At 67.4% G+C, this 26,281-nt stretch carries 28 protein-coding genes and 1 pseudogene; 13 read left to right on the forward strand and 16 right to left on the reverse strand.

Annotated features, from left to right (window positions below; all coding sequences use genetic code 11):
- Nucleotides 1–141 precede the first annotated feature (141 nt).
- Nucleotides 142–339 (forward strand): PIG-L deacetylase family protein, encoded by a 198-nt coding sequence (locus tag C1I93_RS12560; protein ID WP_220039570.1) that lies wholly within the window; start codon nucleotides 142–144, stop codon nucleotides 337–339.
- A 57-nt stretch (nucleotides 340–396) separates the two neighbouring features.
- Nucleotides 397–1,389 carry an NAD-dependent epimerase/dehydratase family protein gene (locus C1I93_RS12565; RefSeq protein ID WP_111243449.1) on the forward strand — a complete coding sequence of 331 codons (993 nt, stop codon included), beginning with the start codon at nucleotides 397–399 and terminating at the stop codon, nucleotides 1,387–1,389.
- 332 nt (nucleotides 1,390–1,721) lie between these two features.
- Here C1I93_RS12565 and C1I93_RS12570 read toward each other — a convergent pair whose 3' ends face one another.
- Together C1I93_RS12570 and C1I93_RS31170 are read right to left on the reverse strand one after the other, a co-directional pair.
- Nucleotides 1,722–2,105 (reverse strand): VOC family protein, encoded by a 384-nt coding sequence (locus C1I93_RS12570; RefSeq protein WP_111243450.1) that lies wholly within the window; start codon nucleotides 2,103–2,105, stop codon nucleotides 1,722–1,724.
- Between the two features lie 2 nt (nucleotides 2,106–2,107).
- Entirely contained in the window at nucleotides 2,108–2,341 is a 234-nt protein-coding gene (locus C1I93_RS31170) for a hypothetical protein (protein ID WP_146603486.1), read from the reverse strand.
- An 896-nt stretch (nucleotides 2,342–3,237) separates the two neighbouring features.
- On the opposite strand from C1I93_RS31170, the gene C1I93_RS12575 reads away from it, so the two are divergent.
- The 7 genes from C1I93_RS12575 to C1I93_RS12605 are packed head-to-tail and all read left to right on the forward strand — an operon-like array spanning nucleotide 3,238 to nucleotide 10,840.
- Entirely contained in the window at nucleotides 3,238–4,380 is a 1,143-nt protein-coding gene (locus C1I93_RS12575; RefSeq protein WP_220039571.1) for an aminotransferase class I/II-fold pyridoxal phosphate-dependent enzyme, read from the forward strand.
- The gene (locus C1I93_RS12580) at nucleotides 4,377–5,363 is read left to right on the forward strand and encodes a UbiA prenyltransferase family protein (RefSeq protein ID WP_111243452.1); all 987 of its coding nucleotides are present in this window, start codon (nucleotides 4,377–4,379) and stop codon (nucleotides 5,361–5,363) included. Before C1I93_RS12575 ends, C1I93_RS12580 begins: the two co-directional genes overlap by 4 nt.
- A gap of 1 nt (nucleotide 5,364) precedes the next feature.
- A complete protein-coding gene (locus C1I93_RS12585; RefSeq protein ID WP_111243453.1) occupies nucleotides 5,365–6,414 on the forward strand; it encodes a thiamine-phosphate kinase in 1,050 nt (349 codons plus the stop codon).
- Complete coding sequence (locus tag C1I93_RS12590; RefSeq protein ID WP_111243454.1) at nucleotides 6,414–7,409, forward strand: NAD-dependent epimerase/dehydratase family protein; 996 nt, start codon at nucleotides 6,414–6,416, stop codon at nucleotides 7,407–7,409. Before C1I93_RS12585 ends, C1I93_RS12590 begins: the two co-directional genes overlap by 1 nt.
- Nucleotides 7,396–8,316: a diacylglycerol/lipid kinase family protein gene (locus tag C1I93_RS12595; protein WP_111243455.1), complete on the forward strand. Its 921-nt coding sequence runs from the start codon at nucleotides 7,396–7,398 to the stop codon at nucleotides 8,314–8,316. The genes C1I93_RS12590 and C1I93_RS12595 overlap by 14 nt, the downstream gene beginning before the upstream one ends.
- Before the next feature lie 20 nt (nucleotides 8,317–8,336).
- Nucleotides 8,337–9,653, forward strand: a complete 1,317-nt coding sequence (locus C1I93_RS12600; protein ID WP_212808360.1) for a glycosyltransferase — start codon at nucleotides 8,337–8,339, stop codon at nucleotides 9,651–9,653.
- Nucleotides 9,650–10,840 (forward strand): acyltransferase family protein, encoded by a 1,191-nt coding sequence (locus C1I93_RS12605; protein WP_111243457.1) that lies wholly within the window; start codon nucleotides 9,650–9,652, stop codon nucleotides 10,838–10,840. Before C1I93_RS12600 ends, C1I93_RS12605 begins: the two co-directional genes overlap by 4 nt.
- Before the next feature lie 68 nt (nucleotides 10,841–10,908).
- Here C1I93_RS12605 and C1I93_RS12610 read toward each other — a convergent pair whose 3' ends face one another.
- On the reverse strand, nucleotides 10,909–12,246 hold the full coding sequence (locus C1I93_RS12610) for a cytochrome P450 (RefSeq protein WP_146603487.1): 1,338 nt from the start codon (nucleotides 12,244–12,246) through the stop codon (nucleotides 10,909–10,911).
- A gap of 190 nt (nucleotides 12,247–12,436) precedes the next feature.
- Nucleotides 12,437–14,092 (reverse strand): glycoside hydrolase family 43 protein, encoded by a 1,656-nt coding sequence (locus tag C1I93_RS12615; protein WP_111243459.1) that lies wholly within the window; start codon nucleotides 14,090–14,092, stop codon nucleotides 12,437–12,439.
- Between the two features lie 337 nt (nucleotides 14,093–14,429).
- Here C1I93_RS12615 and C1I93_RS32455 point away from each other — a divergent pair, with 337 nt between their 5' ends.
- On the forward strand, nucleotides 14,430–14,855 hold the full coding sequence (locus C1I93_RS32455) for a PadR family transcriptional regulator (RefSeq protein ID WP_111243460.1): 426 nt from the start codon (nucleotides 14,430–14,432) through the stop codon (nucleotides 14,853–14,855).
- Between the two features lie 78 nt (nucleotides 14,856–14,933).
- Here the strand turns inward: C1I93_RS32455 and C1I93_RS31555 are convergent, their stop codons facing one another.
- Nucleotides 14,934–15,107, reverse strand: coding sequence for a hypothetical protein (locus tag C1I93_RS31555; protein WP_181445147.1), 174 nt, complete (start codon nucleotides 15,105–15,107; stop codon nucleotides 14,934–14,936).
- Nucleotides 15,108–15,544: 437 nt separating this feature from the next.
- Between C1I93_RS31555 and C1I93_RS32460 the strand changes: the two genes are divergently transcribed.
- The gene (locus C1I93_RS32460) at nucleotides 15,545–15,706 is read left to right on the forward strand and encodes a hypothetical protein (protein ID WP_223256371.1); all 162 of its coding nucleotides are present in this window, start codon (nucleotides 15,545–15,547) and stop codon (nucleotides 15,704–15,706) included.
- Between the two features lie 91 nt (nucleotides 15,707–15,797).
- Complete coding sequence (locus C1I93_RS32465) at nucleotides 15,798–15,929, forward strand: hypothetical protein (protein ID WP_258378284.1); 132 nt, start codon at nucleotides 15,798–15,800, stop codon at nucleotides 15,927–15,929.
- On the opposite strand, the gene C1I93_RS12630 is transcribed toward C1I93_RS32465, so the two are convergent.
- From C1I93_RS12630 to C1I93_RS12650, 6 genes are all read right to left on the reverse strand, one after another.
- On the reverse strand, nucleotides 15,924–16,394 hold the full coding sequence (locus tag C1I93_RS12630) for a hypothetical protein (RefSeq protein ID WP_146603488.1): 471 nt from the start codon (nucleotides 16,392–16,394) through the stop codon (nucleotides 15,924–15,926). The genes C1I93_RS32465 and C1I93_RS12630 overlap by 6 nt on opposite strands.
- Before the next feature lie 6 nt (nucleotides 16,395–16,400).
- Entirely contained in the window at nucleotides 16,401–17,735 is a 1,335-nt protein-coding gene (locus C1I93_RS32470) for a hypothetical protein (RefSeq protein WP_223256370.1), read from the reverse strand.
- Complete coding sequence (locus C1I93_RS12640; protein ID WP_249412225.1) at nucleotides 17,732–18,058, reverse strand: AbrB/MazE/SpoVT family DNA-binding domain-containing protein; 327 nt, start codon at nucleotides 18,056–18,058, stop codon at nucleotides 17,732–17,734. Before C1I93_RS12640 ends, C1I93_RS32470 begins: the two co-directional genes overlap by 4 nt.
- A 551-nt stretch (nucleotides 18,059–18,609) precedes the next feature.
- Nucleotides 18,610–19,215, reverse strand: coding sequence for an alpha/beta hydrolase (locus C1I93_RS12645; protein ID WP_119663761.1), 606 nt, complete (start codon nucleotides 19,213–19,215; stop codon nucleotides 18,610–18,612).
- 189 nt (nucleotides 19,216–19,404) lie between these two features.
- Nucleotides 19,405–19,671: a hypothetical protein gene (locus tag C1I93_RS31175; protein WP_146603489.1), complete on the reverse strand. Its 267-nt coding sequence runs from the start codon at nucleotides 19,669–19,671 to the stop codon at nucleotides 19,405–19,407.
- A gap of 59 nt (nucleotides 19,672–19,730) precedes the next feature.
- Nucleotides 19,731–20,456, reverse strand: coding sequence for a S1 RNA-binding domain-containing protein (locus C1I93_RS12650; protein WP_212808356.1), 726 nt, complete (start codon nucleotides 20,454–20,456; stop codon nucleotides 19,731–19,733).
- Nucleotides 20,457–20,870: 414 nt separating this feature from the next.
- On the opposite strand from C1I93_RS12650, the gene C1I93_RS12655 reads away from it, so the two are divergent.
- Entirely contained in the window at nucleotides 20,871–21,329 is a 459-nt protein-coding gene (locus C1I93_RS12655; protein ID WP_223256368.1) for an MmyB family transcriptional regulator, read from the forward strand.
- Here the strand turns inward: C1I93_RS12655 and C1I93_RS12660 are convergent.
- The 5 genes and pseudogenes from C1I93_RS12660 to C1I93_RS12690 form a co-directional block, all read right to left on the reverse strand.
- Entirely contained in the window at nucleotides 21,304–21,840 is a 537-nt protein-coding gene (locus C1I93_RS12660) for a nuclear transport factor 2 family protein (RefSeq protein WP_212808355.1), read from the reverse strand. The two genes, C1I93_RS12655 and C1I93_RS12660, sit on opposite strands and share 26 nt — an antisense overlap.
- Nucleotides 21,837–22,295: an Atu4866 domain-containing protein gene (locus tag C1I93_RS31560; RefSeq protein ID WP_181445148.1), complete on the reverse strand. Its 459-nt coding sequence runs from the start codon at nucleotides 22,293–22,295 to the stop codon at nucleotides 21,837–21,839. The genes C1I93_RS12660 and C1I93_RS31560 overlap by 4 nt, the downstream gene beginning before the upstream one ends.
- A gap of 222 nt (nucleotides 22,296–22,517) precedes the next feature.
- Nucleotides 22,518–22,961 (reverse strand): GNAT family N-acetyltransferase, encoded by a 444-nt coding sequence (locus C1I93_RS12670; protein WP_111243464.1) that lies wholly within the window; start codon nucleotides 22,959–22,961, stop codon nucleotides 22,518–22,520.
- A 556-nt stretch (nucleotides 22,962–23,517) separates the two neighbouring features.
- Nucleotides 23,518–24,492: a hypothetical protein gene (locus tag C1I93_RS12680; protein ID WP_111243466.1), complete on the reverse strand. Its 975-nt coding sequence runs from the start codon at nucleotides 24,490–24,492 to the stop codon at nucleotides 23,518–23,520.
- A 1,362-nt stretch (nucleotides 24,493–25,854) separates the two neighbouring features.
- Nucleotides 25,855–25,938 (reverse strand): annotated as a pseudogene (locus C1I93_RS12690) (IS5/IS1182 family transposase); the annotation flags it as partial.
- Nucleotides 25,939–26,281: the final 343 nt, after the last annotated feature.

A 26,281-nucleotide genomic window follows, 5' to 3' on the forward strand; every position in this document is an offset into this window, starting at 1 on the left:
CAACCACCGCCGCCGCCACTCCGCACTCGGCTACCTCAGCCCCACCGACTACGAACAGACCCTCACACCGACTACGCTGCATCAGATCGCGGCATAACCCGGTGTCCACATCCCGGGGGGAACCTCACTGATTCGGTCCCCATGCCCAACCTTCTGGTTGAGCTCGCCGAGGACGACCTCGACAGCAAACTCGAAGCCATGCGGCAGTACGCCACCCAGATACACGAGCATCCACATACGCGCTCCGAACAAACCCTCCGCAGCCTCGCGGTACTACGTGGCATGCAGGCCGGCGTACCGCTGGCCGAGGCGTACCACATCATGCGCTGCCTGGCCTGACGGTCACGTCCGACCGTCCCGCCTCATCCCACCTGCTGCACCGAAAGGAAGCCAGCTATGCGAGTTCTTGTCACCGGGGGCGCCGGATTCATCGGCTCCCACCTCTGTGAATTCCTGGTTGAGCAACACCATGACGTCACCGTGCTCGACGAGCTTTCCACTGGTTCGGTGGCAAACCTCACCAGTTGTCTCGACGCCGGCAGCGTACGCCTCGTGGAGGGGTCGATCCTCGACCGTGACCTGGTGGACGAGTGCGTCCGCGGCAAGGACGCAGTCTTCCACCTCGCCGCCGCCGTCGGCGTACAGACGATCGTCAACAGTCCTCTCCAGTCACTGCGCGTCAACTTGCACGGAACGGAAAACGTCGTCGAGGCAGCAGTGACGCACGGCGTGCCGATCGGCGTCACGTCGACCAGCGAGGTGTACGGCAAGAACGATGCCGACGGGCTCCGCGAGGACGCCGACCGGATCCTCGGGTCCCCGCTGCTCAGCCGGTGGTCGTACGCGGCGGCCAAGGGCCTCGACGAGTTGGTGGCACACGTCCGCGCCATCGAGACGGGCACTCCCTGCGTGAGCTATCGACTGTTCAACGTCGTCGGGCCGCGGCAGACAGGCCGGTACGGCATGGTTCTGCCGCGGTTCGTCGCGCAGGCGCTCAGCCACGAACCGATCACGGTGTACGGCGACGGCACGCAGCGCCGGTGCTTCGGGTCGGTCTACGACGTGGTACCCGCGATGGTCGAGTTGCTGCAGACCCCTGCGGCGCACGGTAGAGCGGTGAACCTCGGCGGGCGCGAGGAGATCTCCATCCGCGGGCTCGCCGAGAAGATCAAGGACTTCACCGGCTCGACCAGTGACATCCACACGGTGCCCTACGACGTCGCCTACGGTCACGGCTTCGAGGACATGGCTCGCCGTATGCCGGACCTGTCGCTGGCCCACGAACTCATCAACTACACCGCCCGCTACGACCTGGACGACATCGTGCAATCCGTCGTCGCCGACGCACAGCGCGCGGGACAGCGTGATCCGCTGCTGACCGCTCCGTGAACCAACCGGACGCAGCTTTGGATCTTGACGGTTCGGGCTGGTAGGGGGCCTTGGCGCGGATGCAAACCGACGCACACAGGCGCTCGTGGTCGCCGACTGACCACTCGCACGCTGGGCCGGTCAGTGTTTGGCCGCGGACGCTGCGCGATCGGCTCGAAGCAAGCGACGGTGCAGGCGCGCCGCCTCCTCCTGGTCCGTGTTCTGACGTAGTACGAGCCAGGCGGCCCCGATCGCCGGGTCCTGGGCGGTCGCGGCCGGGCCGCAAGGATGGCCGGGACCGCCGCCAACCCGACCTCCACTGCGGCCTGTGATCAACCCGGAGATCCGCGCGTCTACTCCCACGCCTGGGAATGAGACTCGAAGGTCTTCGGATCGATGTGGCACGGGATGACGCATACGAGGTGACCGCCCGGGGCCCGTAAGGTGATGCACTCCAGCCAGCGGCCGACCTCGACGGCGCCGAGGGCGATCAGTCGGCGGGCTTCCGCCTCGACGTCGTCGGTCTCGATGTCGACGTGGTACCGAGCCTGGTCATCCACGGCTTGTACCGCCAGAACCAGCCCGGGCAGTGCGCCGCGCAGAGAGGTGAACTGCTGCTCATCGGGAACTGCGCGTGCAGGCACACCGAGGGCTTTCGACCAAAAGGCGGTAGCTGCGGGCGCCTGACCGCGTGGTACGTCGATCAGGATCGTCGAGAGTCTGCTGCGGTGGGCCACGATCAACCATTATCCACATCACCCGAAGATTCGGCGAGCACATCCATGACCGTCAGATGGGACAAAGAGGAGCGGTCACGTCGGTCCCGCCAGGTCACCCAGCGCGTCGTCCGCCACGACACCGTCGATCCAGCATTCAGCGCGCCGGCTGCCACCACGGACAGCCCGTCGGTACAGCCGATCCGCGGCGGCACTGTCGCGAGGGCGGCGTCCCGCCGCGAGATGGCCTTTACCATCGCCTATTCGTTGATCTTGTTCAACGGACTGATTTCACTCTCTCACTTGCCACCTGGCATGAACTGCCTGCACGGCGGTACGAGCGAAGCGACCGCGAGGATCCGGCAGCCACAGTGGACTGGACTCGCGCCGCGAATCCGGCGTAGCATCCTGCCCCAGAGAGATCGTCAAGCGATCGCCGCTGGTGAATGCAGACAGCGGATCGGGGGGGATTATGATCTATGCGCTGCCGCCGCAACGCCACTTCTCTTGCGCTGCTATAGCGTCGCATCCCTGCGTTCTTGCCATCGATCCCGAGGAACGCCGCGAAACAAGCCGACAAGCCTAGCGTCGATCTTTACGAGCCCATTGACCTGATGTCGGTTGGTGCGCGTCAGCCCGGTGACCGAACTGCAGGCCGCGGTGGCCCGATCTGCGTCCTCATTTCCAGATTGATCGGCCAACAATGCCAGCAACGCCGCCGGCATCGCACTCGACGGCGTGTTCCCAAGGCCGGAAGCCGCCTCGATGCCCCCGCTCGTTTGGCGGGTCAGCCGGGTCAGGCGCATCAGTAGCATCTCCGGCCGTCCTCTACGGCCCAAGCCCGCCACCACTCCGCCGGGACGAGGAACGCCCTCGCGCAGTGGTTCAGCGAGTCGAGCCGCGGCGTCCTGTGCTGGCTCGACCTGCGAGCTGGTGGCGCCGGCTGGTGGGAGGAACGACCGCCTACCTCCCTGCGCACGGCGGCTACGTGCCGGGCGATCTCGATCGCCGGTGCGCCACTGTCCAGAGCGACTTTGCCGACTACTGAGCAGCAGGTCCGCTGAACGGCCCGATGCACACGAGGCACCAGACGAGAGGGGTTTCGCGAACCGTGGTGACAGTGGATATCTTCGGTCGCTGCCAGTCATACACAGTGAGCCAGGAGGCTCGCTCAGCCGGGCTATACCCGTACTTCATTCCCTTCGAGGGGCACGACGCGACCGTCGCGCAGACGGTCGACGGCGACATCCTCATGTGCGGCTCGAACAACTACCTCGGGCTGACCTCCGACCCCCGCGTGCAAGCGGCGGCGCAGGCGGCGATCGAGGAGTACGGCACGTCGCGGACGGGCTCGCGGCTACTCAACGGCAACACCCCACTTCACGACGAGCTGGAGCACGAGCTGGCCGACTTCCTCGGCATGCCGGCCGCATTGGTGTTTCCGACCGGCTACCAGGCAAACGTCGGCACGATCGCGTCGCTGCTGTCACGTCACGACGTGGTCATCCTCGACCGCGAAGCGCACGCCTCGGTCTACGACGGCTGCGGCATGAGCCGGGCCAAGACCCGACGGTTCGCCCACAACGACATGGACGACCTTGAGCGACAGTTGGCGGCCAGCCCTTCGGACGCCGGCCGGCTGGTCGTCGTGGACGGGGTGTACTCGATGGCCGGCGATCTGTGCCCGCTGACCGAGGTGGTCCGGCTGTGCCGGCAGTACGGCGCCCGCCTGCTCGTCGACGACGCCCACGGCATCGGCGTGCTGGCCGACGGCCGGGGCACCAGCGCGCACTTCGGCGTCACCGATCAGGTCGACCTTGTCACTGTCACCTTCAGCAAGTCGCTGGCGTCGATCGGCGGTGCCGTACTCGGCCCGGAGAATGTCATCGAGTACCTGCGCCACCACGCGCGCAGCCTCATCTTCAGCGCGGCTGCCCCACCGGCAAGCCTGGCCGCCGCGTACGCCGCATTGCGCATCCTGAAAGCGGAGCCGTGGCTGTGCCGGCAGGCGGTGGAGAACGCGTCGTACGTGCGTCGCGAGCTCATGGCCCTGGACTACGACCCGATCCCGAACGAGACGCCGATCGTGTCCGTACGGCTCGACGGCGTGCAGGAGACCCTGCTCGCGTGGCGCAGCCTGCTGGACCGCGGCGTGTATGTCAATGCGGTCATTCCCCCGGCGGCTTCGCCTCGGCTGCGAGCGAGTTTCTCCACCACGCACACGCCGGAGCAGCTCAAGCGTGTCGTCGCCGCGTTCGCCGAGGTTGGCGACCTGATGCCCCTGGAGGACCAATGACCGTCGACCAGCTCGAACCCGCAGTCAGGACCCGGGATGTGGTGGTTGCCTGGGCGCGGATGTGGCGGTTGCACTTCGTGCCCTTCTCGTTGTCGGCAGGTCTGGTCGGCATGACAGCGCCGCCGGTCGGGGCCAGCGTCGCGAGTGTCGTGATCGGGCTGCTGTTCTGCACGCTGGGATACGGCGTCGGTGTGGTCATCAACGACTGGTTCGACCGCGAGGCCGACGCCGTCAACGCTCCGGACCGCCCGTTCGTCACTGGGCTGATCAACCCTCACGTCGGTCTGGCGCTGACGCTCACGATGTCCGCAAGCCTGATGGTGGTAGCCGTCGTGGTCGCACCGACGTTGGCGCTGTGGAGTGTCATCGCGATCGGTGGGCACCTGGTCTACTCCTGGAGCAAGCGCATCCCCATGCTGGGCAACCTCGTCAATGGCGTCGACATGGCGCTGTTCACGGTGCTCGGCGCCGTGGCCGTCCGACCCGACGCGGGTTGGCTCGACATCCCGGCGGTGACCTGGTTCCAGACCGCGCTCGTCGCGGTCGCGTTCAGCGGCTTCTGCCTCGTCGGGTACTTCAAGGACATCGAGGGCGACCGGGTCGCGGGTTATCGCACGCTGCCGGTGGCCATCGGCACCAGGGCCTCCAGCAGGATCGCCGTGATATTTCCGGTGGTGGCGGTGACAGCGGCGGGCACAGCCGCCGTGGCGGACGCCGGTCGAGCGGGTGTCTACGCCGAGGTCGTCTTCTGGGTGCTGCTCGTCGCGGCTGCGCTCGGGTTCACGCAGAGCCTCGTGACACTCAACCGGGCGCCAGAGACCCGGGCGTACGAGGCGCTGGTCTGGTTCATCCGGGCGACCACACTGTTCTTCCTGTCGCTCGGCGCGCTGCACCGACCGACGCTCTTCCTCCTCCTCACCGTTGCGATAATGGCCTACCTGGAGCTGACGCTGCGTGCCACCCAGTCCTCCCGGCAGGCATGACATGACCGCGACCGCCGGCAACCGGCTGCCCCTGAACGTGGACGAGGGCAGCCTGATCATCGCGATGCGCGAATGCGTGGCCCGATCGCCACAGCAACTCAACAACGCCTTCGAGGCCGATGCCGAACTTCTCGATCTGGGTACCGCCGGGCTCCTGGCGGTCACTGTCGACACGTTGAACGGCGGAGCCGAACTGGCTACCGCCATCACCCCGTACGCGAAGGGGTGGTTGACCACCACCGTCAGCGTGAGCGACCTCGCCGCGGTGGCCGCCGACCCGGTCGCCGTGCTGGTCTCCTGCTCGCTGCGTCGAGACAGTTGGACTCTTGAGGATGCCCGCGAGTTCGGGCGCGGCGCATCCGAGGCCGCCGAGCGGTACGGCTGCCACGTCGTGGGCGGTGACACCAACTGGGCCAACGAGGAGAGCTTCACCTCGTGCGCCCTGGGAACCGTGCCCCGCGGATCCGTGCTGAGCCGGCTGGGTGCTCGGCCCGGCGACGCGCTGTATGTGACCGGCCCGATCGGAGCCGGCAACGCTGTCGGATTCCGTGCCCTGGCACTGGGCGGTACGGGGGCGGGCCAGCCATGGCTGCCTGAGGCGCGGGTGGCCGCGTCCGAGGCACTGCGCCGCTACGCCCGGGCGTGCATCGATACCAGCGACGGCCTGTTGAACGCGGCCGTCAGCCTCGCCGAGCTCAACGGCCTGGGGGCCGAGGTGGTGCTGCACGACGAGGTGTACGCGCCGATCGTCTCCGCCGTCGCCGACTCGGCGCGCCTGCCCCGGTGGTGTTCGGCTGCCGCCGAGTGGGGCGAATTCGAGCTGCTGTACGCGATCGACCCGGCCGACGCGCAGCCGTGCGCCCGGGCGCTGTCGCAACGCGGACTGAATCCCCTCCGCGTTGGACACCTCGTTGCCGGTTCGGAACTGCTGCTGATCGACGAGTCAGGACAGCGCCAGGAACTGCGGAACCTGCTGACGCGCATGCGGGCACTCGACCCGGCCGGGTCGCTGCTCGCCGACCTGCGTGCCCTGCTGGCGGAGGGTTCGTGATGGGGTCTGGTCTCGCGCTGGTGACCGGTGTCACCGGCTGCGTCGGCCGCGCGGTCGCCGCCGCCCTGCGGGAAGAGGGCTGGTCGGTACGTGGCCTGGTGCGGGCACCCGCGCCGAACCACGCGACGTACGCGACGCACCTCGGTGACCTGACCGACCCGGAGTCGCTGCGCGGCTCCTGCGCGGACGTCGAACTCGTGGTGCACGCGGCTGCCGATCTGACCGACTGGCGACCTGGCCCCCGGATCTGGCAGGTGAACCGGGACGGCACCCGGGCGTTGCTGGAGGAGGCGCGGCGCTGCGGTGTCTCCCGATTCGTCTATCTGAGCACCGTCGACGTCTTCGGTTTCCACGCCACGAAGGTCATCGACGAGGCGTCGACTCGGCGGGTGCCGCGATACCCGTACCCACTGTCGAAGGCTGCGGGTGAGGACCTGGCGTGGTCGTACCACGGGAACGGTCTTGATGTCACTGTGGTGTACCCCGCGTGGGTCTTCGGCCCCGGCGACCGCAACTTCCTGCCCGAACTCGTGCGCGGTCTGCGCGCCAACAAACTCGTCCAGTTCGACCGCGGCGTACCACCGATCGAGTTGACGTACAGCGAGAACCTAGCCGACGCGATCGTCATGGCCGGCACCACTCCCGGCTGCGCCGGTGGCCGGTTCATCGTCGGTGACTCGTACGGCCTGACCCTGGGGCAGTTGTTCGCCGCGGTGGCCGAACGGATCGGGGCAAGGCCGCCGACGTCCTCGATCCCCTTCACCGCCGCCCTGGCCGCTGGAGCCCTGTCCGAGCTCGCGGGGATGGCCGGCATCGGCATCAGATCCGGCCGACCGCTGCTCACCCGTTACGCGGTTCGCTCCGTCGCCGGAGGAATGCGGTACGACGTCGGCCGGATCAGGTCGATCGGCTATTCACCCCGGTACGGCTTCGCGGAGGCGCTGAACCACACCATGGCCGAGCTGGAGATGGAGCAGGCGCATGGCAGCCGATGAGAACGACACTGTCGTCTGCATCATCAACCCCGCGTCCGGGGTCCAGCGCCGGCGCACGATCGTGCAGCGGATCGCCGCGGAGCTACCCGAGGCGGAGTGTTGGTCCACCCGCTATCCCGGGCACGGCATCGCCCTCGGGCGGCAGGCAGTCGAGGACAGATACGGCACTGTGGTGGCGATCGGCGGCGACGGCACGCTGTCCGAGGTTGCCAACGGGGTGCTGGCGGGGGGCGGGGAGAAGGTACGGCTGGCGTACGTGCCGGCCGGCACCTGCAACGACTTCGTTCGCGGCCTGCGGCCGGTCACCGACCTCGGTGACCTGCTCGACCGCACCCGCGACCGGGAAACCGACGTCGGTTCGGTGATCTTCACCCGGCCCGACGGCACGCGGGACCAACGGTACTTCCTGGTCAGCTGCACGGTCGGGCTGATCAGCGTGATCGGACAGCGGTTCACCGAGAAGACACCGGTCAACCGGGTGCTCAAGCGGCTCAACCTCCAACTCGCCGAGACGACGTCGAGCATCCGGACGCTGGCCCGCTGGCGGCCCGTCGCGGTGCGGTTGGAACTCGACGGCGAACCGTCCAGCCTGACCATCACCAATCTCGCCGTGCTCAAAGTGCCGTACTTCGCCGGTGGTCTGGTCTTCGGCCGCACACAGCCCCCGCGGGCGGGATACCTGGACGCGGTGCGGGTGGCGGGTGTTGGCCGCATCGGCGTGGCCGGGCTGGTGTGGCAGGTGTTCCGCGGTGCCGCCGCAGGACACCCGGCGATCAAACGGCAGGAGGTCCGCACCGTGAGCGTCGACGCGGCCAGCCCGCTGCCGGTAGAGGTCGACGGCGAGATCGTCGGATACACCCCGGCCGATTTTTCGATACATCCGTCGTGCCTGACGACGGTGGTATGAACCCAGCAAGGGAGCGACAGGTGCCTGCCCCGAACACGTTCCACATCGGACTCGTGGTTCCCGACTACACCGGCCAACTCAGCCCGATGGCCACACTCGGCAGAGAACTGCTTCGGCGGGGCCACCGGGTCACCCTGGTTTCCCTGCCGGATGCCGGAACGAAGTCGTTCACGGCCAGGTTCGCCTTCGCACCGATCGGCGAGCGCGAGTTTCCGGTCGGCTCGCTGGCGCGCTTCTCCGAGGAGCAGGGCCAGTTGACCGGCCTGGCCGCGATACGCTTCATCGTCCGCGGGTACGTGCGCGAGGTCGAGGTTCTGCTGCGGGATCTGCCGGTCCTGGTGCAGCAGCACGGGATCGACGCGCTGCTGGTGGACCAGGTCTACGGCGCCGGCAACACCGTCGCGGAACACCTCGACATTCCGGTCGTGAACGTGTGCAACGCGCTGGCGCTGAACACCGAGCCCGGTGTGCCGCCGTTCATGACTGCGTGGCCGTACCATCCTTCGCTGCTCGCGCGGGTGCGCAACATCCTGGGCGACCAGGTGATCGCCTGGGTCATCCGGCCGGTGCTGCAACGGATCAACGAACGCCGCGCCGCGTGGGGCCTGCCGCTCATCAGCAGTGTGAACGACGGCTCGGATCTCGCCCAGATCACCCAGCAGCCGCCGTTCTTCGACTTCCCACGCACCCGCCTGCCGGACTCGTTCCACTACACCGGGCCGTTCCACGACGAGGACAGCACCGAGCCGGTGTCATTCCCGTGGGAGCAGCTCGACGGCCGTCCGTTGATCTACGCGTCGATGGGGACCCTCCAGAACCGCCTCCCGCACATATTCCAGGCCATCGCCACGGCTTGTGCCGGACTCGACGCACAACTGGTCATCTCCCTCGGCAGCACGGACGTCGAGCCGCCGACGGGCCTTGCCGGAAACCCGATCGTGGTCCGGTACGCGCCACAGCTGGATCTGCTGGCGCGGACGTCTCTCGTCATCACGCACGCCGGAATCAACACCACACTGGAAGCGCTCGCCCACGGCGTGCCGATGGTCGCGCTGCCCGTGGGGAACGACCAACCGGGCGTGGCCGCTCGGCTCAAGTACCTCGGCGCTGGCGAGTTCATCCCAGTGCACAAGGTGACACCGGCGCGGCTGCGGGCGGCCATCGGCAAGGTGAGCGGCGACCCCGCCTACCGTGCGAAGGCGCAGCACTACAAACGCCGGATCGCGGAGCTGGACGGCGTGCGGCGCGCGGCCGACATCGCGGAGGAGGCGTTCCGCACACGCCGACCGGTGCACAGACAGGAGATGTCCGAGACGACGGAAGGTGGCCGCCGATGACACAGCAGGCGGGACGGATGGCCCGGCAGCTGCCGACACTCAACGGCCTGCGGGCGATCGCCGCGGTCACTGTCTTCTTCTCCCACACGACTCTGTTCGGCTTCTTCGCCGACGAGCGGATCGACGACTGGTGGTACACCGCCCTCAGCCGTACCGGATCTGCTGCGCTCGGCTTCTTCTTCATCCTCAGCGGTTTCGTCCTGACCTGGTCGGCTCCCGACCACGAGCCGAATCGCCGGTTCTGGCGCCGCCGGGCCGCCCGGATCCTGCCGAACCACCTGGTCGTCTGCGCCGTGTTCATCGTTCTTCTGATCCTGGTACGAGGGGGCGCGCCGCTGTGGCCGACGGTGGCGAACCTCGCGTTGGTGCAGAGCTGGATTCCGAATGAGTTCATCTTCAACGGAGTCAATCCGCCGAGTTGGTCGCTGAGTTGTGAGATCTTCTTCTACGCGTCGTTCCCGTGGGTGCTCGCCGGCATCCGACGGCTCAGCGCTGCCTGGCTCTGGTCGCTCGCGGGTGGCATCGTCGCCGCGATGCTTGTCGCGCCCGCCTTCTCCATGGCGTTCCTTCCGGCCGAGCCGACGTACACCTATGCGGACGCGGCATTTCCGCAGTTCTGGTTCGTACAACAGTTCCCGTTGACCCGGATGCTGGACTTCGTCCTCGGGATCGTCATCGCCCAGCTCGTCATGCGGGGGCTGTGGATCAGGCTGAGCCTGCCCGCCGCCGCACTTGTCACGCTGGCCTTCTACGGCGTTTCCGTGGTCGTGCCGCTGCTCTACTCGGTCGTCGCGGCGATGGTCATCCCGCTCGCGTTGCTGGTGGCCGCCGCGGCGCGGGCGGACGTCGAGGGGCACCGCTCACCGCTGCGCGGACGGTTCAGCGGCTGGCTGGGCGACACGTCCTTCGCCTTCTACCTCCTGCACATCCTGGTGTTGTACGGGGCCAGCAACATGTCTCCGAACGGCTTCGGCGTCGCCGCTGCGCTCGCCGTGATGATCGGCGCCTACCTGGTGACCCTCGGCTTGGCATCGTTGCTTCACATCGGTGTGGAACGGCCGATGATGCGCCGGTTCGCCAAGGCCCGCAAACCTGCCGCCGCCCCTCGGCCCGCCGCAGCGGCTACCGCTTCGCCCGCCCTGGAGCCGACGCCCATCGCGACGGGTGACGGGACGCGAGTCACCTAGCGACAGCCGGATGCCGGAAACCGGACGGTGCCCTGGCTGATCCGCTCGGGATCAGCCAGGGCATCAACTCACCTGACGGTCAGCGTGGCCCGGACCGCGCCAGCGGGACGCAGAGTGACCATCGGTACGACCTCCAGCCGCTCGTCGCGCGTGTCGACTCGGTAACGGGTGAGCAACGCGCTCAGCAGTACGGTCATCTCCAGCAGTGCGAAGTGTTCCCCGATGCAGCTGCGCGGGCCGCCACCGAACGGAAAGTAGGCGTAACGCGGTCGATCCTGCTGCCCGAGGAACCGGTCCGGCTCGAAGCGCTCCGGGTCGGGCCAGAACTCCGGATGCCGGTGCGTGACCCAGGGCGCAACCACCACCTTGGTATTGGCCGGAATGCGGTGTCCGGATACGGTCACGTCGGCTTCGGCCATCCGCTCCATGCTGTACACGGGCGGGTACAGCCTCATGCCTTCCATGATCGCAGCTCGCACCAATTCCTGATCGCCCGTGCCGATCGCGGCCGCGACCCGTTCCTGCACCTCGGTATGCCGACCCAGCAGATGCATGGTGAAGGCCAGGCCGGCCGAGGTCGTCTCGTGCCCGGCTAGCAGGACCACGAGCATCTGGTCCCGGATCTCCTCCATGGACAGCGTCTGCCCGGTCTCCGGATCCTTGGCCTCGAACAACCGGCTGAGCATGTCCTCGTTCTCCTCGCCGCCGCTGCGCTGGCGGGCGGCAATGATGCGGTCGATGATGCCGTACTGGGTCGCGCGGACCTGCGTGATCCGGCGCGACCGCGGAGTCGGCCAGCTCAACGGCAGCTTGACAACCTGCAGGGCGCGCGCCAGCGCGAGGTCGCCCAGAATGGGCATCAGCTCCTGCAGACGGGGGACGACCTCGTCGATGTCGTCGCCGAACAGTGCCCGGCCGACCACCCGCATCGTGTAACGCTGCATGACCTGGTACAGGTCGACGACGGACCCTGCGGTGACCGCCATGTCGTCGACGACGCGGGCCGCTTCCTCGGCCATCAGCTCGGTGTAGCGGGCCACCCGGCGCGGCGTGAACAGCGGTTGCAGCGTCCGCCGCTGATGCAGCCAACGGTCTCCGTCGCTGGTCAACAGGCCCGCACCGATGAACTCCCGGAGGATCTCGTACGCGCTCGCGCGGCGGCTGAAGACCTGGGGCGTGGTAAGGACCTGATGGATGCCGTCGGGGTGGTGCACGTTCACCACGTCGACGCTGACGGCGCGTGGTCCCCGAGGCAGGCCGACGTGGTAGGCCACCACGTCGCCGTACGTGTGGAAGCCGTCCAGAATCGATCCCAGCAGGTCGCGGCGGAGCTCCGGCAGCATGCCGAGGAGCGGATGCCCGGTCGGACCCGGCACGGCGGTGGCCTTGGACATCTGTGTCGTCACGGTGATCCCCGTTCAGTAGATCGACGTACGTCGACTATATTTCCACGCGCCGTGCTCCTTTTTCGGTCCCTGAACCCTCGCCCCGTCGGTCGGTGGCGAAACGGAAGCCGGGCGTGGCACCGCTTGACGGCGCGCACGCCCGGCTGTGCGGGCAGGCAGGCGCGGCTGCTGCGCTCGCGCCGGAGGCTGTTCACCAGTGGCGGTACGACGCCCAGTCGACGTCCGCGTAGACGCCCTCGGCGCCCAGGTCCTGAACCCACAGGCCGACGAACGCGCCGGTGAAGCCCCAGCCCTCAGGCTCACCATCCACCAGGGTCGCGGCGTACTCGTCGGACAGAATGGTGGCGTCGAGCTCCGCCGGCAGGTCGACCCAGCGCGCCTCGCCGGCCAGTTGATAGGCGAACGTGAGACGCGGACCGTCGAAGGTGACCCGCAGCGTGATCTCGCCCGCGCTCGACAGATCGACGCGGCACGCGTCGTGCATCACACGCCGACCGTTGTCGGACGACATCACCTCAAGTACCTGCCGACCGTCGTCGTCGGCCGTCACATAGGCGTAGTGCCAGTTGCGGGTGTTGTAGTAGGCGGTGACGCCGGCGAGTTGCCGGTAGTTGGCCGGCTCGAAGTGCACGGAGGCGGTCAGCTCGCACTGCTTCGAGGTCACGCGACGCGCGACCATGCTCGGACGCTGCCGGCCGACCGGCGACTGGCCGCCGTGAATCCGCAGGAACGAGGGCCTCGACGTGAGATCCACCCAGTCCGCGGTGGCGGGACGGCGCAGCGTCGACCACTCGGGGCCGAGCACCGGCTCGGTGAAGTCGTCCCGCTCCTCGGCCAGCTCCTCGGCCGGCTCAGCCTCACCCGGCACGGGCACGAGCACCGCCGGTATCCCGCCCTCGATGCGCGGCCACTCCCCCTCCGGCCAATCCACCGCCTGGATTGCCGTCTCCCGGCCGAGCACGCACCGCCCGAGAGGCGTGTACGGCCGGGCCGTCAGGTGCGCCAGGTACCAGCGCCCGTCCGGCGTGGACACGAGGCTGCCGTGACCGGACTTCTGCAGCTCCAGCTCGGGACGGCCGTTCGAGGTGAGCAGCGGGCCGTCCGGATGGGCCTCGTACGGGCCGAACAGGCTACGAGAACGGGCCATCGTCGCCTGGTGCGTCCAGGAGGTGCCGCCCTCCGCGGTCAGCAGGTAGTACCAGCCGTCCTTGTGGTACACGTGCGGAGCCTCGGTGACGCCAGCGGTGGTTCCCTGGAAAATTGTCCGCTCGGTGCCGACGAGGCGTCGGGCCTTACGGTCGTATTGCTGGATCTGAATGCCCGCGAAGCGGTCACGGCCCGGCCGCCAGTCGGCGACCATCGACAGCATCCAGGTTGTGCCGTCCTCATCGTGGAACAGCGACGGGTCGAACCCACGCCCATGCAGTACGACTGGGTCAGACCAGGGCCCGGCGAGGTCGCGCGCGGTCACCAGATAGTTCTGCGGATCCCAGTATCCGCTGGCAAAGCTTGCCACGTCGGCAAACAGGAGATAGAACTCACCATCCACATAGGACAGACTGGGCGCCCACACACCATTGGAGTCGCCTGCGCCGCTGAGGTCGAGAAGCCGCCGCTCGGTGAGGACGCCACCGAGCGGGCGCCAGTGCACCAGGTCGGTCGAGTGGTGCAGCCGGACGCCCGGGTACCACTCGAAGGTCGACGTGGCGATGTAGTAATCAGTGCCAACGCGCAAGATCGACGGGTCGGGGTTGAAGCCGGGAAGAACAGGGTTTCGGATCAGCCGGCCAGGCACCTCGCCGCCGTGGGGCCCGGCCGCTGCCGGACTCTTTGTTGCGGTCGTCATTTCGCTTCTCCGTAACGGTAGCCTCGTCGAAAGTTTCGACGACGTTCGATCGCCCGATCGGCACAGACTAGCCGCTATTACACGCTAGTGACAATGGCGTTGGCCTGTACAACCGCGCATGTTCAATGCCGCTAACTTCCGGAAGTTGCTCGGATATTCCACCCCCACAACCTCTTCGCGATCCCGCGATGAGGGCCTGACCTCCGGGTCCGGTACGGCCGCTCCCGAGCGTCCCCCCTGTGCTGCGTGACAAGCCGCCGACCGCACGGCAACCATCGAATACCATCGACGTCTACAGTGCCGGCGACGGTCGGTCGAGGCGCGCTACCGGCGGCAGATGAGATGGCGACCCCGACGTGCGGTCAGACCCACGTACTTCATCCTCGCCGCCCTGCAGGACGAGCCGTTGCACGGCTACGCCATCGTCGAGCGCGCGCAGGAATTGTCCGACGGGCGGGTGCGGTTGACGACCGGCACGCTGTACGCCGCACTCGACCGGCTCAACGGTGAGGAGATGGTGCGGGTGGCCGAGGAGACGGTGGTCAACGGTCGCGCGGGTCGTTCGAGACCGCTCAGTACGGTCGGCGGCCGCGACGGTTCGGACGGCGCCGGCATGACCGGCCTGGAGCGCCGCTACCGGTGGCTGCTACGCGCGTACCCTCGGGCCTACCGGCAGTACCGCGCCGACGAGATGCTGGAAACGCTGCTGGTTGCAGGCGAGCGACCGTTTCTTAGTCACGGAAGGGAACATTATCGTGAATGAGAAGGGAACGAGCTCCGCAGCGCGATGAGTGCACCTAAACCATTCGATGGTCATGACTTCTCCCAGACGGCGGCCTGGTCAGCCGCCGAGCACGCTGTCGACCCGCCGCCGCAGCGCGTCGATCACCTCGACCGTCCCCTCGTCGGCGACCTGGCCCCGACGCCCCCGGCGTCCCGAATCGCCACCACGAATCGCCACCACGAAGGCGGCCGCCACCAGCATGCTGGCCAGCAGCCACGGCGCGATCAGCACCGGGCGCAAGCAAGCTACGCCGAGATCGGTGCCGCCCGCGGTGTCAGCCGCCAAGCCGCCCGGCAGTACGCCACGAGGGGCGCGTCCAGGCTCAACAGGCCGCCCGCTGGACGATGACGAGTGGACCGATCTCGAATACCAGCGACAGCTTGCGCGGGAAGAACGCGAGGAGCGCTGCCCACCCCGGTCGTGGCGCTACCGGGCACCGACCGGCTACCGCACGGTCGTCAGAGCCCGCTACCGCCTCCCCACGGCCACGCCTCGGTCGTAGAACGAGTCCGGGACGCAATTCGAAACTAGTTCGACACACCATGACAGGATGCCCGGACCGGCCCGCCGACCTGATCGACCGGGTCCGCGAGATCACCGGCGATGAGCGGGAGAAGCCTCCGGTCGGGCGTCCGCACGTGTAGCCGCTACCCACGGCCGTAATCGCGATGCTGTTCGGGCTCCGGCACAACCTGCCCGACGAGACCGTGGCCGAGGTGTTCGGCTGCTCGCAGGCGACGATCACCCGCTACGACGAAATCCTACAGACGATCCTGCGCTGGGTCACCCGCCCCGAGGTCGACCAGCGCCTGGAGCAGACCCGGCGCTAAGGTGTCCTGGTCTCCGGGTTCGTCGCCCCGGCCGGCGAACGCAGGGCATACCACGGCCTGTTCTCCGGAAAGAAACACGTGTGCGGGCAACGTGCAGGTTGTCGTCAATCTCGACGATCGTGTCGACGACATGGGCACCCCGGTCAACGGCACCCGCCACGACGCGGCGGCGTTCTTCATCTCCGGCATCGCGCAAGGCCATCTCGGCCGCGGCAGTCTATGAAGGAGAGGTGAGGCCAAGGGCATCGAGCAACTCGGCGAAGGTGTCCTCCACGAATACGTTCTGGTTGTCCAACGCCGCCTCCAGGGCGGTCGCGGTTGCCGTGAGATCTGCCTCGACAGCCCAGGCGGTCGCCCGCTGAAGGACCTCGTCGCGTGGGTAAGGCGGCGAGGGTGCGCCGTACTCGAGAGCTGTCTCCTCGTGCAGGTAGGCGCGCCAGGACAATCCGCCGGGCGTCAACGCCTGAACGTCCGCCAGATCGCTATCCAGGACGTACGCGGTCAGCACTGGTGCCCCGGTATCGGCGACGAGCGCCGGTAGCACCCCGTCGGGATCACCATCGAGCTTCGCCGAGCGCCAACCGGCGCGCAGCACTGACTCCTCAAGGGCAGCGACGCCGCGCACCGCCGGTAGTTCCGACAACGGCCGGTCGGATCGGGCGACGAGCATGCGTCCCGAATACCCCATCGCGATCTATCCCTTCAGTTCCGCCGCATTGCGGCGGGAGACGTAGTACGGGGGGTCGTCCGGGCTGTCCGGTAGCGGGTCGCCGTCCCGCAGCACCGGCGCGAGAATCAGAAAGATCCGCTCCGCCGACTCCTGATCGAAGTCCCGGTAGTCTGTGGTTGCCAGCAGCCAGTACCCGCCTCCGGCGAGCCTCGCCACCTCAGCGAAGGCCCCGGTGGAGCGTAACGCGTCGGCCCCGCCAAGCCGGTCGCCGAGTTCTTGTGGGCAGATTGTCAGCCAGCCGTAGCCACGCAGAGTCTGCCGACTTTCCAGCACAGTCCTGATGGGTAAGCCTTTGAAGACGTTCTCGAACGCGGTCCTGCGTGTTCCCCGATCATAGGAAATCTCCCCATACGCCGGGTTACAGCTGTCGACGACACCGCGAACGAACGCGAGCGTCGCCTTTTGGTATGCCGGATCGTCGAGCCAGTCCGGATCGAACCCGACATCAAGAAAGAGCCAGCGGCCATGGTGCTCGACCAGCTTTGGGTCGGACTCCTCGTTGAACGCCGAGTTCACCCGGAACATCGGCAGGGCGTTCGGAAAGCCGGTGCTGTCCAGCGTCCTCACCTTCAGCTCGCCAGTGGCGGGTACGGCGTCGAAGCCGCGCAGGAACATATCCCATGACTTCGACGAAAACGCCTTCGTTCGGTACCGCAGACCACGCGCTCCCGGCACCCCGGTCATCACATGGCACCAGACGTCCCCCGGCCGACCGTAAGGGTCGGCACGGGGGCGTCGGCGCAGAACCTCGTCGGAGAGCGGCTCGGCGGCCAGCAGGGCCTCACGCAGGCTGCCGCCCATCGCCTCGAAGGCACCGGTGAACCACGACCGGAGGAGTCGCGCCGTGTCGGCGTCGGCCGCTGGCCGTTCAACGTTCAGCTGCAGCTGCATCTGCCATGTCATCAGATCAACCGATCCCTTTCCAGCACTGACGGCCACCGCCCGCTTGTACAGACACCGCAACGCCGCGATCAAATGCTCCGCCGCGCTCCGCCCGCCTCGGGCGTTGCGCCGGGCCACCACATGCGTCTTGGCGTACTCGGCGAGTTGCTCGATCTCCGACGGGCTCGGCTCATCGAGGCGCCGCTGTCCCCAGTGTTCCAAGACCCGCTTCCAGTACGAGCCGTACGCCCGCCTGGTGCCATCGCTGACGGCCGCCGCTACCACTGGCACGTACTCGGCGAACGTCGGTGCGGGCGGACGATCCGACGCCGCCTCGACAAGATCAGACGGTGAGATTCCCATCCGCGACAGCAGCACCCGCGCGGCATCCAACTCGGCCCGGCCCACGTCACTCATGCCTGACCACCACCGAGCACGACGGCGTGCACCGACATGACCATCGCATCCAGGGCCGCCGGCGGGTGCACCACCAGCAGGCCGTCAGCGGGGCTCGCGGCCAGCAAGACCCGGTCGCCAGCGGTCAGCCCACACCATTGTCGGACCGCCACCGGCAGATGCAGACGACCTTGACCAGTAACGGTGAAGACGCCCTCACGATCCACCCGGACGACGATCAATCCGGAGCACTCCCGAATGTGCAGGCGGGTGCCCGGTGTCCAGCCGAGGGTACGGATGATCGTGCGGTCGGCGATCCGACCACTGACATCAATAACGGCCACGCCGTACACCATCGTGCCGGCCCGTGGCGTCGGCAGGACCGGAAGCGGCCAACGGCGGGCGGCGACGTGCTCCCCCGGGCTGCTGGCTGCGCCCCTCCTCCTGGTCCGCCAACATCACGGGCGGGATGACCGGAGCCCCAGAACGATCAACCACGACAACCGCCCCCGATCGAAACAGGGTCGGCCGAGGGCGTCGCTGCGCTGAGATTTGCGTGGTCAAGCGCGCTTGACCACCGGTACGCGATACACAGCATGAATGCTGCAAACTGGTGTCTGAGGATTGACACAGACCGATTTTCAGCGTGGGATGCGGCTCACCGGCGCTATCCTGCTCGACTGAGATCAGCCTAGCTTGACGGGTCCCGGGCCAGGCGTTCGGGACCCTTCTTTGCGCGCGGCCGCCTCCCACCTGACACCTTCGCGCCCCAGCCCGGTGCGCGCTCATGCCGAGATCAGTGCGCTGGATCATGGCGGGACGCCCGGCGCGTTGAAGCGATCGAATGGCCGAGGGGCGGCGGCACCAGGACCGGCGAGGCACACGCCGGGATCGGTTACCGCTGTCCCCTGAGCCGCTCGGTGATCCAGGCTGCCGCTTTCTCGACCGCCTGCCGGGACTCGTCGGTGTGGTCGAGCATGTCGAACCCGTGCTGCCCGTTCGGCACGTCGAGCACGTCGACCGGTACACCATTGCCACCCGCCGCCTTGAGAAACACAGCGACCGGCTCGGACAACAAGCGGCGCTCCAGGCCCACCCGGGTGAGCAGAAGCGGAGGTACGGGCCGTCCCGCCTCACCAATCGCCGCAGCGGGCGCGAACCTCGGATCGATGCCCCACTCCGGCAACGGTGCCAGCAGCGGGTACGTCAGGGCGACTGCGCGCAGCCACTCCGGCCGCTCGCGGAGCCAGTCGGTGCTCAGCAGCCCTCCGCCGGAGAAGAACCAGAGCGCGATCCGCTCCGGGTCGACGCGCGGGTCGACCCGTACCCGCTCTACCGCCCCAGCGACGTCCTGGGCCGCGGTGGGGTAGTCCGCGAAGGGACCGTCCGGGCCGACAACCATTTGGAGCCGATGCTCGGCGGTCACCGCGACCGGGCCGAGGGAGGCGAGGAGAGAGCCGTAGCCGCGGTAGACCGGCCAGTCACGTGGGGTCGGGCTCATGCCAGGCGGCATCGGGCCGCCATGAACGAGGATTACCGCGGGGCGTGGCAGGTCGCCATCCGGCAGGTACCAATCGAGGTTCACCTCCCGCTCCGCGTGGCGGTCGGGTGGCGTCAGCACGAAAGGGCGAAGGAAGCTCGGTATCTCTTCCATCATCGCAGTCTGTCACGCAAGGTTCGATCTTGCACACTAGCCGCCGTCAATCCTGAATGGTTGATCACCGCGAACCGTTCTCCGCCAGGAGTTCGGGATCGCGTCGAAGGCGTCACCGAATAGCTCGCCGAGTACATCGGACTCGAACAGCAGCTCGACCGGATGGGTTCGCGCATCAAGGTCCATTCCACATCCGGGCCGTTCTATTGAGGAGCGGGAGATCACGCTCGCCCGCCGCAGGTTCGCTGAGCCAGCGACGGCGGCGGGGCAGCGACCGGCAATCTCAGGATCCTGCCAGTTCACGACGCGCACCTTACTTGAGTGCGTTCTGGCCAGCATCCGGATCTGCCGCGACGTGCGCGTCAGCGTGCGGGGTTGGCGGACGGTGATTCGGTTCCTGCCGGTTCGGAACGATCGGTGCAGGAACTCCCGATCAGACCATCGGGCGCGGGGTCCAGCCGCACTCTGCGCCCCGGCCGGTCCACCTCGGCGATCGTGACGGTGACGGTCTCTCCCATCGCTGGCTCCTGGGTCAGGACTGACTCGTGAAGGAGTCCCACGATGCCCGGTGCGACACGAACGAAGACACCGAAGGGCACCACCTTGACGACGGGTCCGGACAGCACCTCACCGATCCGGTCGGCGAACTGGACGAGTGGATCGTCCTGCAATGCTTTCAGCGAAAGCTGGACCTGTTCGCGAGTGGTGTCGAAGTCGAGCACCTCAGCGGAGATCTGCTGGCCTACGTGCACCACGTCAACTGGGTCGTCGAAGTACTCCCAGGTCAGCTCCGGAATCCGAATGAATCCGCTTCCTGACTGGTCAGCCGGATCGCCCTCGATGCGCACGAAGACGCCGAAGTTACGTATCTCCGAGACGGTTCCGCGCACCACCGTGCCGCGCTTCGGCTGACCATCGGACACGGCGGAACTATATCGCCGAAGTGGCCGATGTGCGCCATTGATCAGGTGCACGCTTCTGGTCGTGGTGGCGAACCGCCCGTGGTCGAGAACCCTTTCCCGGGCGTCGATGACCTCGATGGTGGCCGAGTGCTTGTGCGGGCCCATCCCGATGATGACCTCTGGCATGCTGTCTTCCTCGATCCGAGCCTGTGATGGTCGGCGAGGAGGGCAGCGCTACTTTGAGCTGGGCATACCCCTCTTGAGCCACTCCCCGCTGCGGTGGTCGACGGGACGCACGCCAGATGAGAGTCACACCAACCAACAGCGGACAGCCGCGATAAGAGCGTCCCATCGACCACCTTGACCCAGCCTGGCCGGGCTGCGGCCATACGTCCAGTAGACAAGTAGCCGCGTTCCGGGCGTCACGGTCGGCGAACGGGCGGCCACGCCAGCGACATCTGAAACTGCCGAACGGCCGGCTCCGGTCAGGCCCGAGGTCCTGCGCTCCAGGACCGCGCAGGTTTACGCACCAGCGTTTGCTTCCGGCGGCCGACTCAGCTACCGGCTGCCGGGCTTGGTCTGAAACAGAGGATCACGACCGTGGCGAAGAACAGCAATACAGGAGGACAACCTGATCCGGATGACCTCGACCCGGCCGGTACGACGCTCTTCGCCGACAGCCGTCGCGCCGCCGAGGCGTGCATGGCGAACCTGCGCCTGGCCCTCGGCCACGACCCGCGCGACCGGCGGGCGCGGGACCTGGCCGAACAGGTGGGCACGAAGAGTCGGAGTTCCGCGCGGTTATGGGGGCGGCACGACGTGCAGGGCAAGACGCACGAGGCGAAGACGTTCCGGCACGGCGCGGTGGGCGAGGTGGCGCTGTCGTACCAGGCGTTCGACGTACGGGACGCGCCCGGCCAGCAGTTGATCGTGTACGGACGGAGCCGCACAGCCGCAGCGCCGAGGCGCTGCGGCTGCTGGGCGCACCCTGGCCGTCAGTCGCTGGCTCCGCTGACCTGGGTCGTACGTAGATTCAGGGCAATTCGACGCGCTCGATGAGTTCTCGCACCGCGATCATGTCCAGGAAGGCGCGGCAACGCACCACCTTGCCGCCGCGCATCTGCCAGATCCAGCAGTACTCGTTGTGGTAGTCGACGCCGTCGGTGGCCGTCGCGTCACCCTCGAACCGGATGATTACGGTGTCACCCTCGGTCCACATGTCCCTGATCGTCATCTTGAGGATCGACGCCAGCCGGTCCAGGATCGGTGCCGAACCCTCCGCCAGGAACTCGGCTTTGGAGGTGTAGGTGCGACCGTTGACGATGGTCCACTGGACGTCGTCGTGGAGAATCTCGTAGATGTCGCCGCCCGCGTTCTGTCGCGCGAAGGCACGCAACACCGTCGCCCTGTTGCGGCCCTCCTCGCCCGGTTTCCCGGGGCCGCGCCCGCCGGCCCGCTCAGCCGGGGCCGCTGAGGCCGCGCCGGCCCCGGCCAGGGCCGTCACTCCACCGACAATCCCTGCGGTCAGGAGCAGCCGCCGGCTGTGCTGCGTGGCACTGTCCTTCATCATCGTTCCTCCCTCGCTTGCCGATGCGCGTCGCTACCCTCGCGGTAGAAGACGTATCCCGCGTGGTGCAGCACGTCCCCGTCGAAGGTGCCGTCCGCGCTGAATCCGGTGTCGTCGACGTACTCGATCCGGGTCCCGACGACCTGGTAGGAACCCGTGTAGGCGCTCTCCCGCTCACCTCGGGCCTCGTCGTAGCGGCCGTTCGGCAGCAACATCTGCCGGATGTGCCCGTCGGCCGTCACCCACATCCCGACGTACGGATGCGGCGACACGTCGCCGGCCCCCACGGGTGGCGTCGCAGTCGGTGCGGCTGTGGCCGAAGGCGCGGACGCCGGACCGCCGTGCGGCGCCGCGTCGTCGGCAGCGGCACCACCGCTGCCCGCCTCGGCGGAGCAACCCACGAGCAACAGGACACCGCAGGTCACGCTGAACAGAGCCCCCAGTCTCGAATTCGCCATGTCGACCACGGTAGGCATCCCATCCGTCGACAGCCTGGTCCCAGGACTCCCAGGAAGAGGTCACCCAGCATGCTCACCGCGCGTCCAGACTCAGCCGGACCGACGGCCAGCTAATACTCCGATGTCACTCATCTGCCGCGAATCGCTCGTACCTCAAGGCGACGTCGAGCGCCGGCCACTGGTATCCCGGTAGCGGTAGCGGGCTGGCCGGTCGACTCGCGTTCAGTCCAGGTAAAGCCGGTAGCCCTGGGCAACAGGACGTAGGCCGCGCGACTCGTAGAACATGTGGGCGTCGGCACGGTCGACGCGGGAAAGCAGCTGCACTTTATAGCACCCGGCCGCACGGGCCAGATCGATCAGCGCATCGAACAGGCGACCCGCAACCCCTTGGCGGCGGGCAGAGCGAGCGACGACAACATTCTCCACGAGCATGTGCGGACGTCCACCACGGGTCAGATTCGGCACGACGATGCAGTCAACAGTGCCGACCGCCGTTCCTTCGCGCAGGGCGATCAGCATGGTGCGCCCCGCCTGGCCGATGATCTCCTGCCAAGTCTTCACCGCCTGCTCGTGGAGCAGCGCCGGATCGTCCGGATGCAGCTCGGCGTACAACGTTCCCAACGCCATCAGATCGTGCTCCGTTGCCTGGCGAACGGTGATCGTCACGGCGACACCATATCGACAGGTCGGCCCGGCAGGCAGACGCGCGAACCCTACCGCCCAGCATCGGCCAGCTAGCGTAGTCGTACCCGACGTGCCGATGAGCATGTCTCGTCGCCGATGGCACACTCCGGGAGTGATGTACGAGACCGGGAGAGCGACCCATGTGGAGAGCGCCGGTGTTTCCAGCCGCGACGAGTTCGCCGCCTTCATGGAGGCCGTGCTTCGGGACTACCGCCAGGGAGGCGACGCGGAATGGGAGACATCCTTCCAGCGAGGAACGCATCCTCACAGGTCAGGAGTCAACCGAACCAGGTGCAGTCCCATCAGGTCCAACCGTCCAGCCGCCCTCACACGCGTAGCTCAACGCATTGATGTGCAGCTCGTCCGCGCCCGCTGGCGGTTGCGTCAACCAGCGACGCAGGGCGCTCTCGGTGGACCAGGCCATGCTACTCGCGGTGCGGCGGCCGCTGCTTCACTCATCTGGCCGCGATCGGGGTGGCGCTGGACGCGGGTGCGCGCTCATGCTGATGTGCGGGTGCGGTGGTCGGGCCTGCGGCAGTCAGAGCAGGCTGCGTTCGCGTAGCCAGGCGAACCGGTCCGCTGGCAGGCAGTCGGCCAGGTTCCGCTCCAGGTCGACCAACTCAAGGTCGACCGGGTACACCACGAAGTCGTCGGCGACTGGCAGCGTTTCGGTCCAGTCGCGGAGGTTGAGCCGAGCCGCTACCGCGCATAACAGTCGTCGGCCTGCCTCGGATCCGGCGGAGGCATCGATGTCGTCGGCGTCGAGCAGTGCGAGTTCCTGTCGTACCAGCCGCACCGATCCTGTGTCGTCGAGGTCGACGTCGGTGCTGGTCTCGAAGTCGGCCGGCGACCATGCTGCCTGGGCGTCGATCGCCGCGAGGGCGGCGCGCTCGTCCTCAGTGGCCACGTGCACCTCGAAGGTCAGCGCGTCCGATCGGTGGTAGCTCAGCGCGACGCAGGCGGCGGGGCCGTCGACCGGCAGGCGCGCCACAGCGTCCGGGATCAGCGTGAGTAGTGCGTCCTCGATGGTCCGGCACGCCGCTTCGAGGTCGAACCCGGCCGGCGGCCGCTCATAGCGCACCTCGGACCGGCTGCCCACCACCTCGACGACGCGGACCAGGCCGCGGTCATCGTGCTCCGCCGTCAGCACCGAAGGCACCCGGCCGTCGTGCTCGATCTCGACACGGCTGATCCGCCCATCGCTGTATGCGTACGACTCCCGCCCCGAGCCGCGCCGCGCGACCGTGTCGGCCGAGCGCATCAACCCGTCCCGGAAGCGGTACTCGTGCAGGTAGATGGGTCCGTCCGTATCGAAGCGGGCCGCCTCGACGACGTCGCCGTCGTGACCGACGAACGTCTCGTAGTACAGGCGGCCGTGCAGAAAGCCGCTGTACTCCTCGATCACCACCGCGCGGCCCTCAGCGTCGAACCCGATACGCAGGACATCCCGATCCACCGGCGGTCTGGCGTCCAACCGGCGGCCAGCCTTGAGCAGGTCCCGTTCGAAGTGCAACGGACGAAGATCAAGGCCCGGCCAGGTGTACCAGTCCCAGCGCCCAACGAGCGCGGTCGCCGCTCTCTTTCGGCAGCCGTACTAGCCAGCGAGCCGGGCGAACCGCGCAGCAAGATCGGCCATTTTCGGGATCCTACTGGTCGCCTCGCCGCCGTTGCCCACATCCGGATCGGCCGCCGAGGGGACAGATGAGCCGTGTCAGCGGAGTCGCCCTCAGTAGCAGGTTGCCTGGCTCCAATAGGGCACGATGGCGGTCATGGCTTGGCCGCTAGCCAAAGACCTGCAACGGCCTACCCGGAGGAGGCACGGTGACTCAGCCCTCGCAGCAACAGCGAGGCCACTGCCCCGTCTGTAAGCGTCGCGTGGCCCTCACCGCTGACGGGAAAGTTCCGCGGCACAACGGCACCATCCGAGCCTACGCCCCGCCTGAGGATTGCCCAGGCGGTGGACAGCCAGCGGAAGCCACAGCACGTCCTCCCGGGTGAGGCCGGCGAACTCATCGTCGGATTTGGGGTGCAGTGCGAGTCCGGTGGCCCGCTGGTAGAACGCGGCCAACGCCAGGGGTCGGCGCAGTCGAGCGTGATCGCCGCGAGGGTCAGCGTCGAGCGCACGGACCACCCCTTCATGGCGACGTGGCGGCAGGTCCACAGCAGGGTACGTGCCTGCCTGGGGCCACGGACCCGCACCTGCCCTACCGCCCACTCGCGATCGCGACGACGCGTGCAACGTTGGGGTTCGAGTCGCCGCGAAGGTCAACACCTCGAACTCGAGCTTGACCTGGCATGTTGGCATCGGGTGTGTGTCGGGATTGACACAGACCGAATTACAGCATGGGATGCGTTTCACCGGCGCTATCCCGCTCGGCTGAAAATCAGCCTAGCTTGACGGGTCCCGGGCCAGGCGTTCGGGACCCGTCTTTGCGCGCGGTCGCCTCCCACCTGACACCTTCGCGCCCCAGCCCGGTGCGCGCTCATGCCGAAAGTAGTGCGTCCGCTATGGGTCGGAGTGTGCGGAGGGGAGTCATGCCTGACTCAGAGGACGCTATACAGCGGAGCGGGTGCTCGAAGTTCAGAAAAACCGATTCTTCTTCACCGTCGTAGCGCAGTTGGAGCACCTCAATTGGTTGGTGGTGTACGGCTGAAGCGTGCTCTTGCCGCAGTTCGGACACTTGTGACCCTTCGCCACAGTATGGCCTTTCTCTGGGTGTGCTCGCCCCAGGCGCGAGCAGCCGACGCTCCATAATGTCCAGGTTCTTCGATAGCGTCAGTACGGCGGCCCTGACCTGCGGTTTTATAACTAATGATTGGACGGGCAAGAATCAGGGGACTTTGATATGGGCAGATTGCCCTTTGTGTCCTGGCAGGTTCCTCGCCAAGTTGGTGTGGTCTCGCCCGCAATGCTCTTGGCGAGGGTGTCAATCGACGCGATGTGGCTCATGACTTTAGAGGGTCATCCGTACCCGTAAGGCCCATCTTCTTGTCGGTGCGACGCGAGAGGATGAGGAGGCAGCGCTGGATCAACGTGAATGGGAGCGGATATGGCGAGTGGGCCACCTTCAACGTCGCCGCGATCAACGAGTGGCTCTGAAACGACACGCGGTGCCCCGGTTGGTGCATGACGCTCATTTGACGACGTGAAAGTCAGGGTGGGCGATCCAGGCAGTGAGCCATTCCGCGCAACGTTCTGATTACCGGTGGTGATCATGTGGTGCGGTCGTGGTCGGTGTGGAGCAGGACGAGTGCGGCGGCCACGATCTTGCCGATGTGCCATGGGTCGAGGCTGATGTTGC

Origin of the sequence: Micromonospora endophytica, from assembly GCF_003236305.1 — a bacterium.
Lineage (GTDB): Bacteria > Actinomycetota > Actinomycetes > Mycobacteriales > Micromonosporaceae > Micromonospora > Micromonospora endophytica.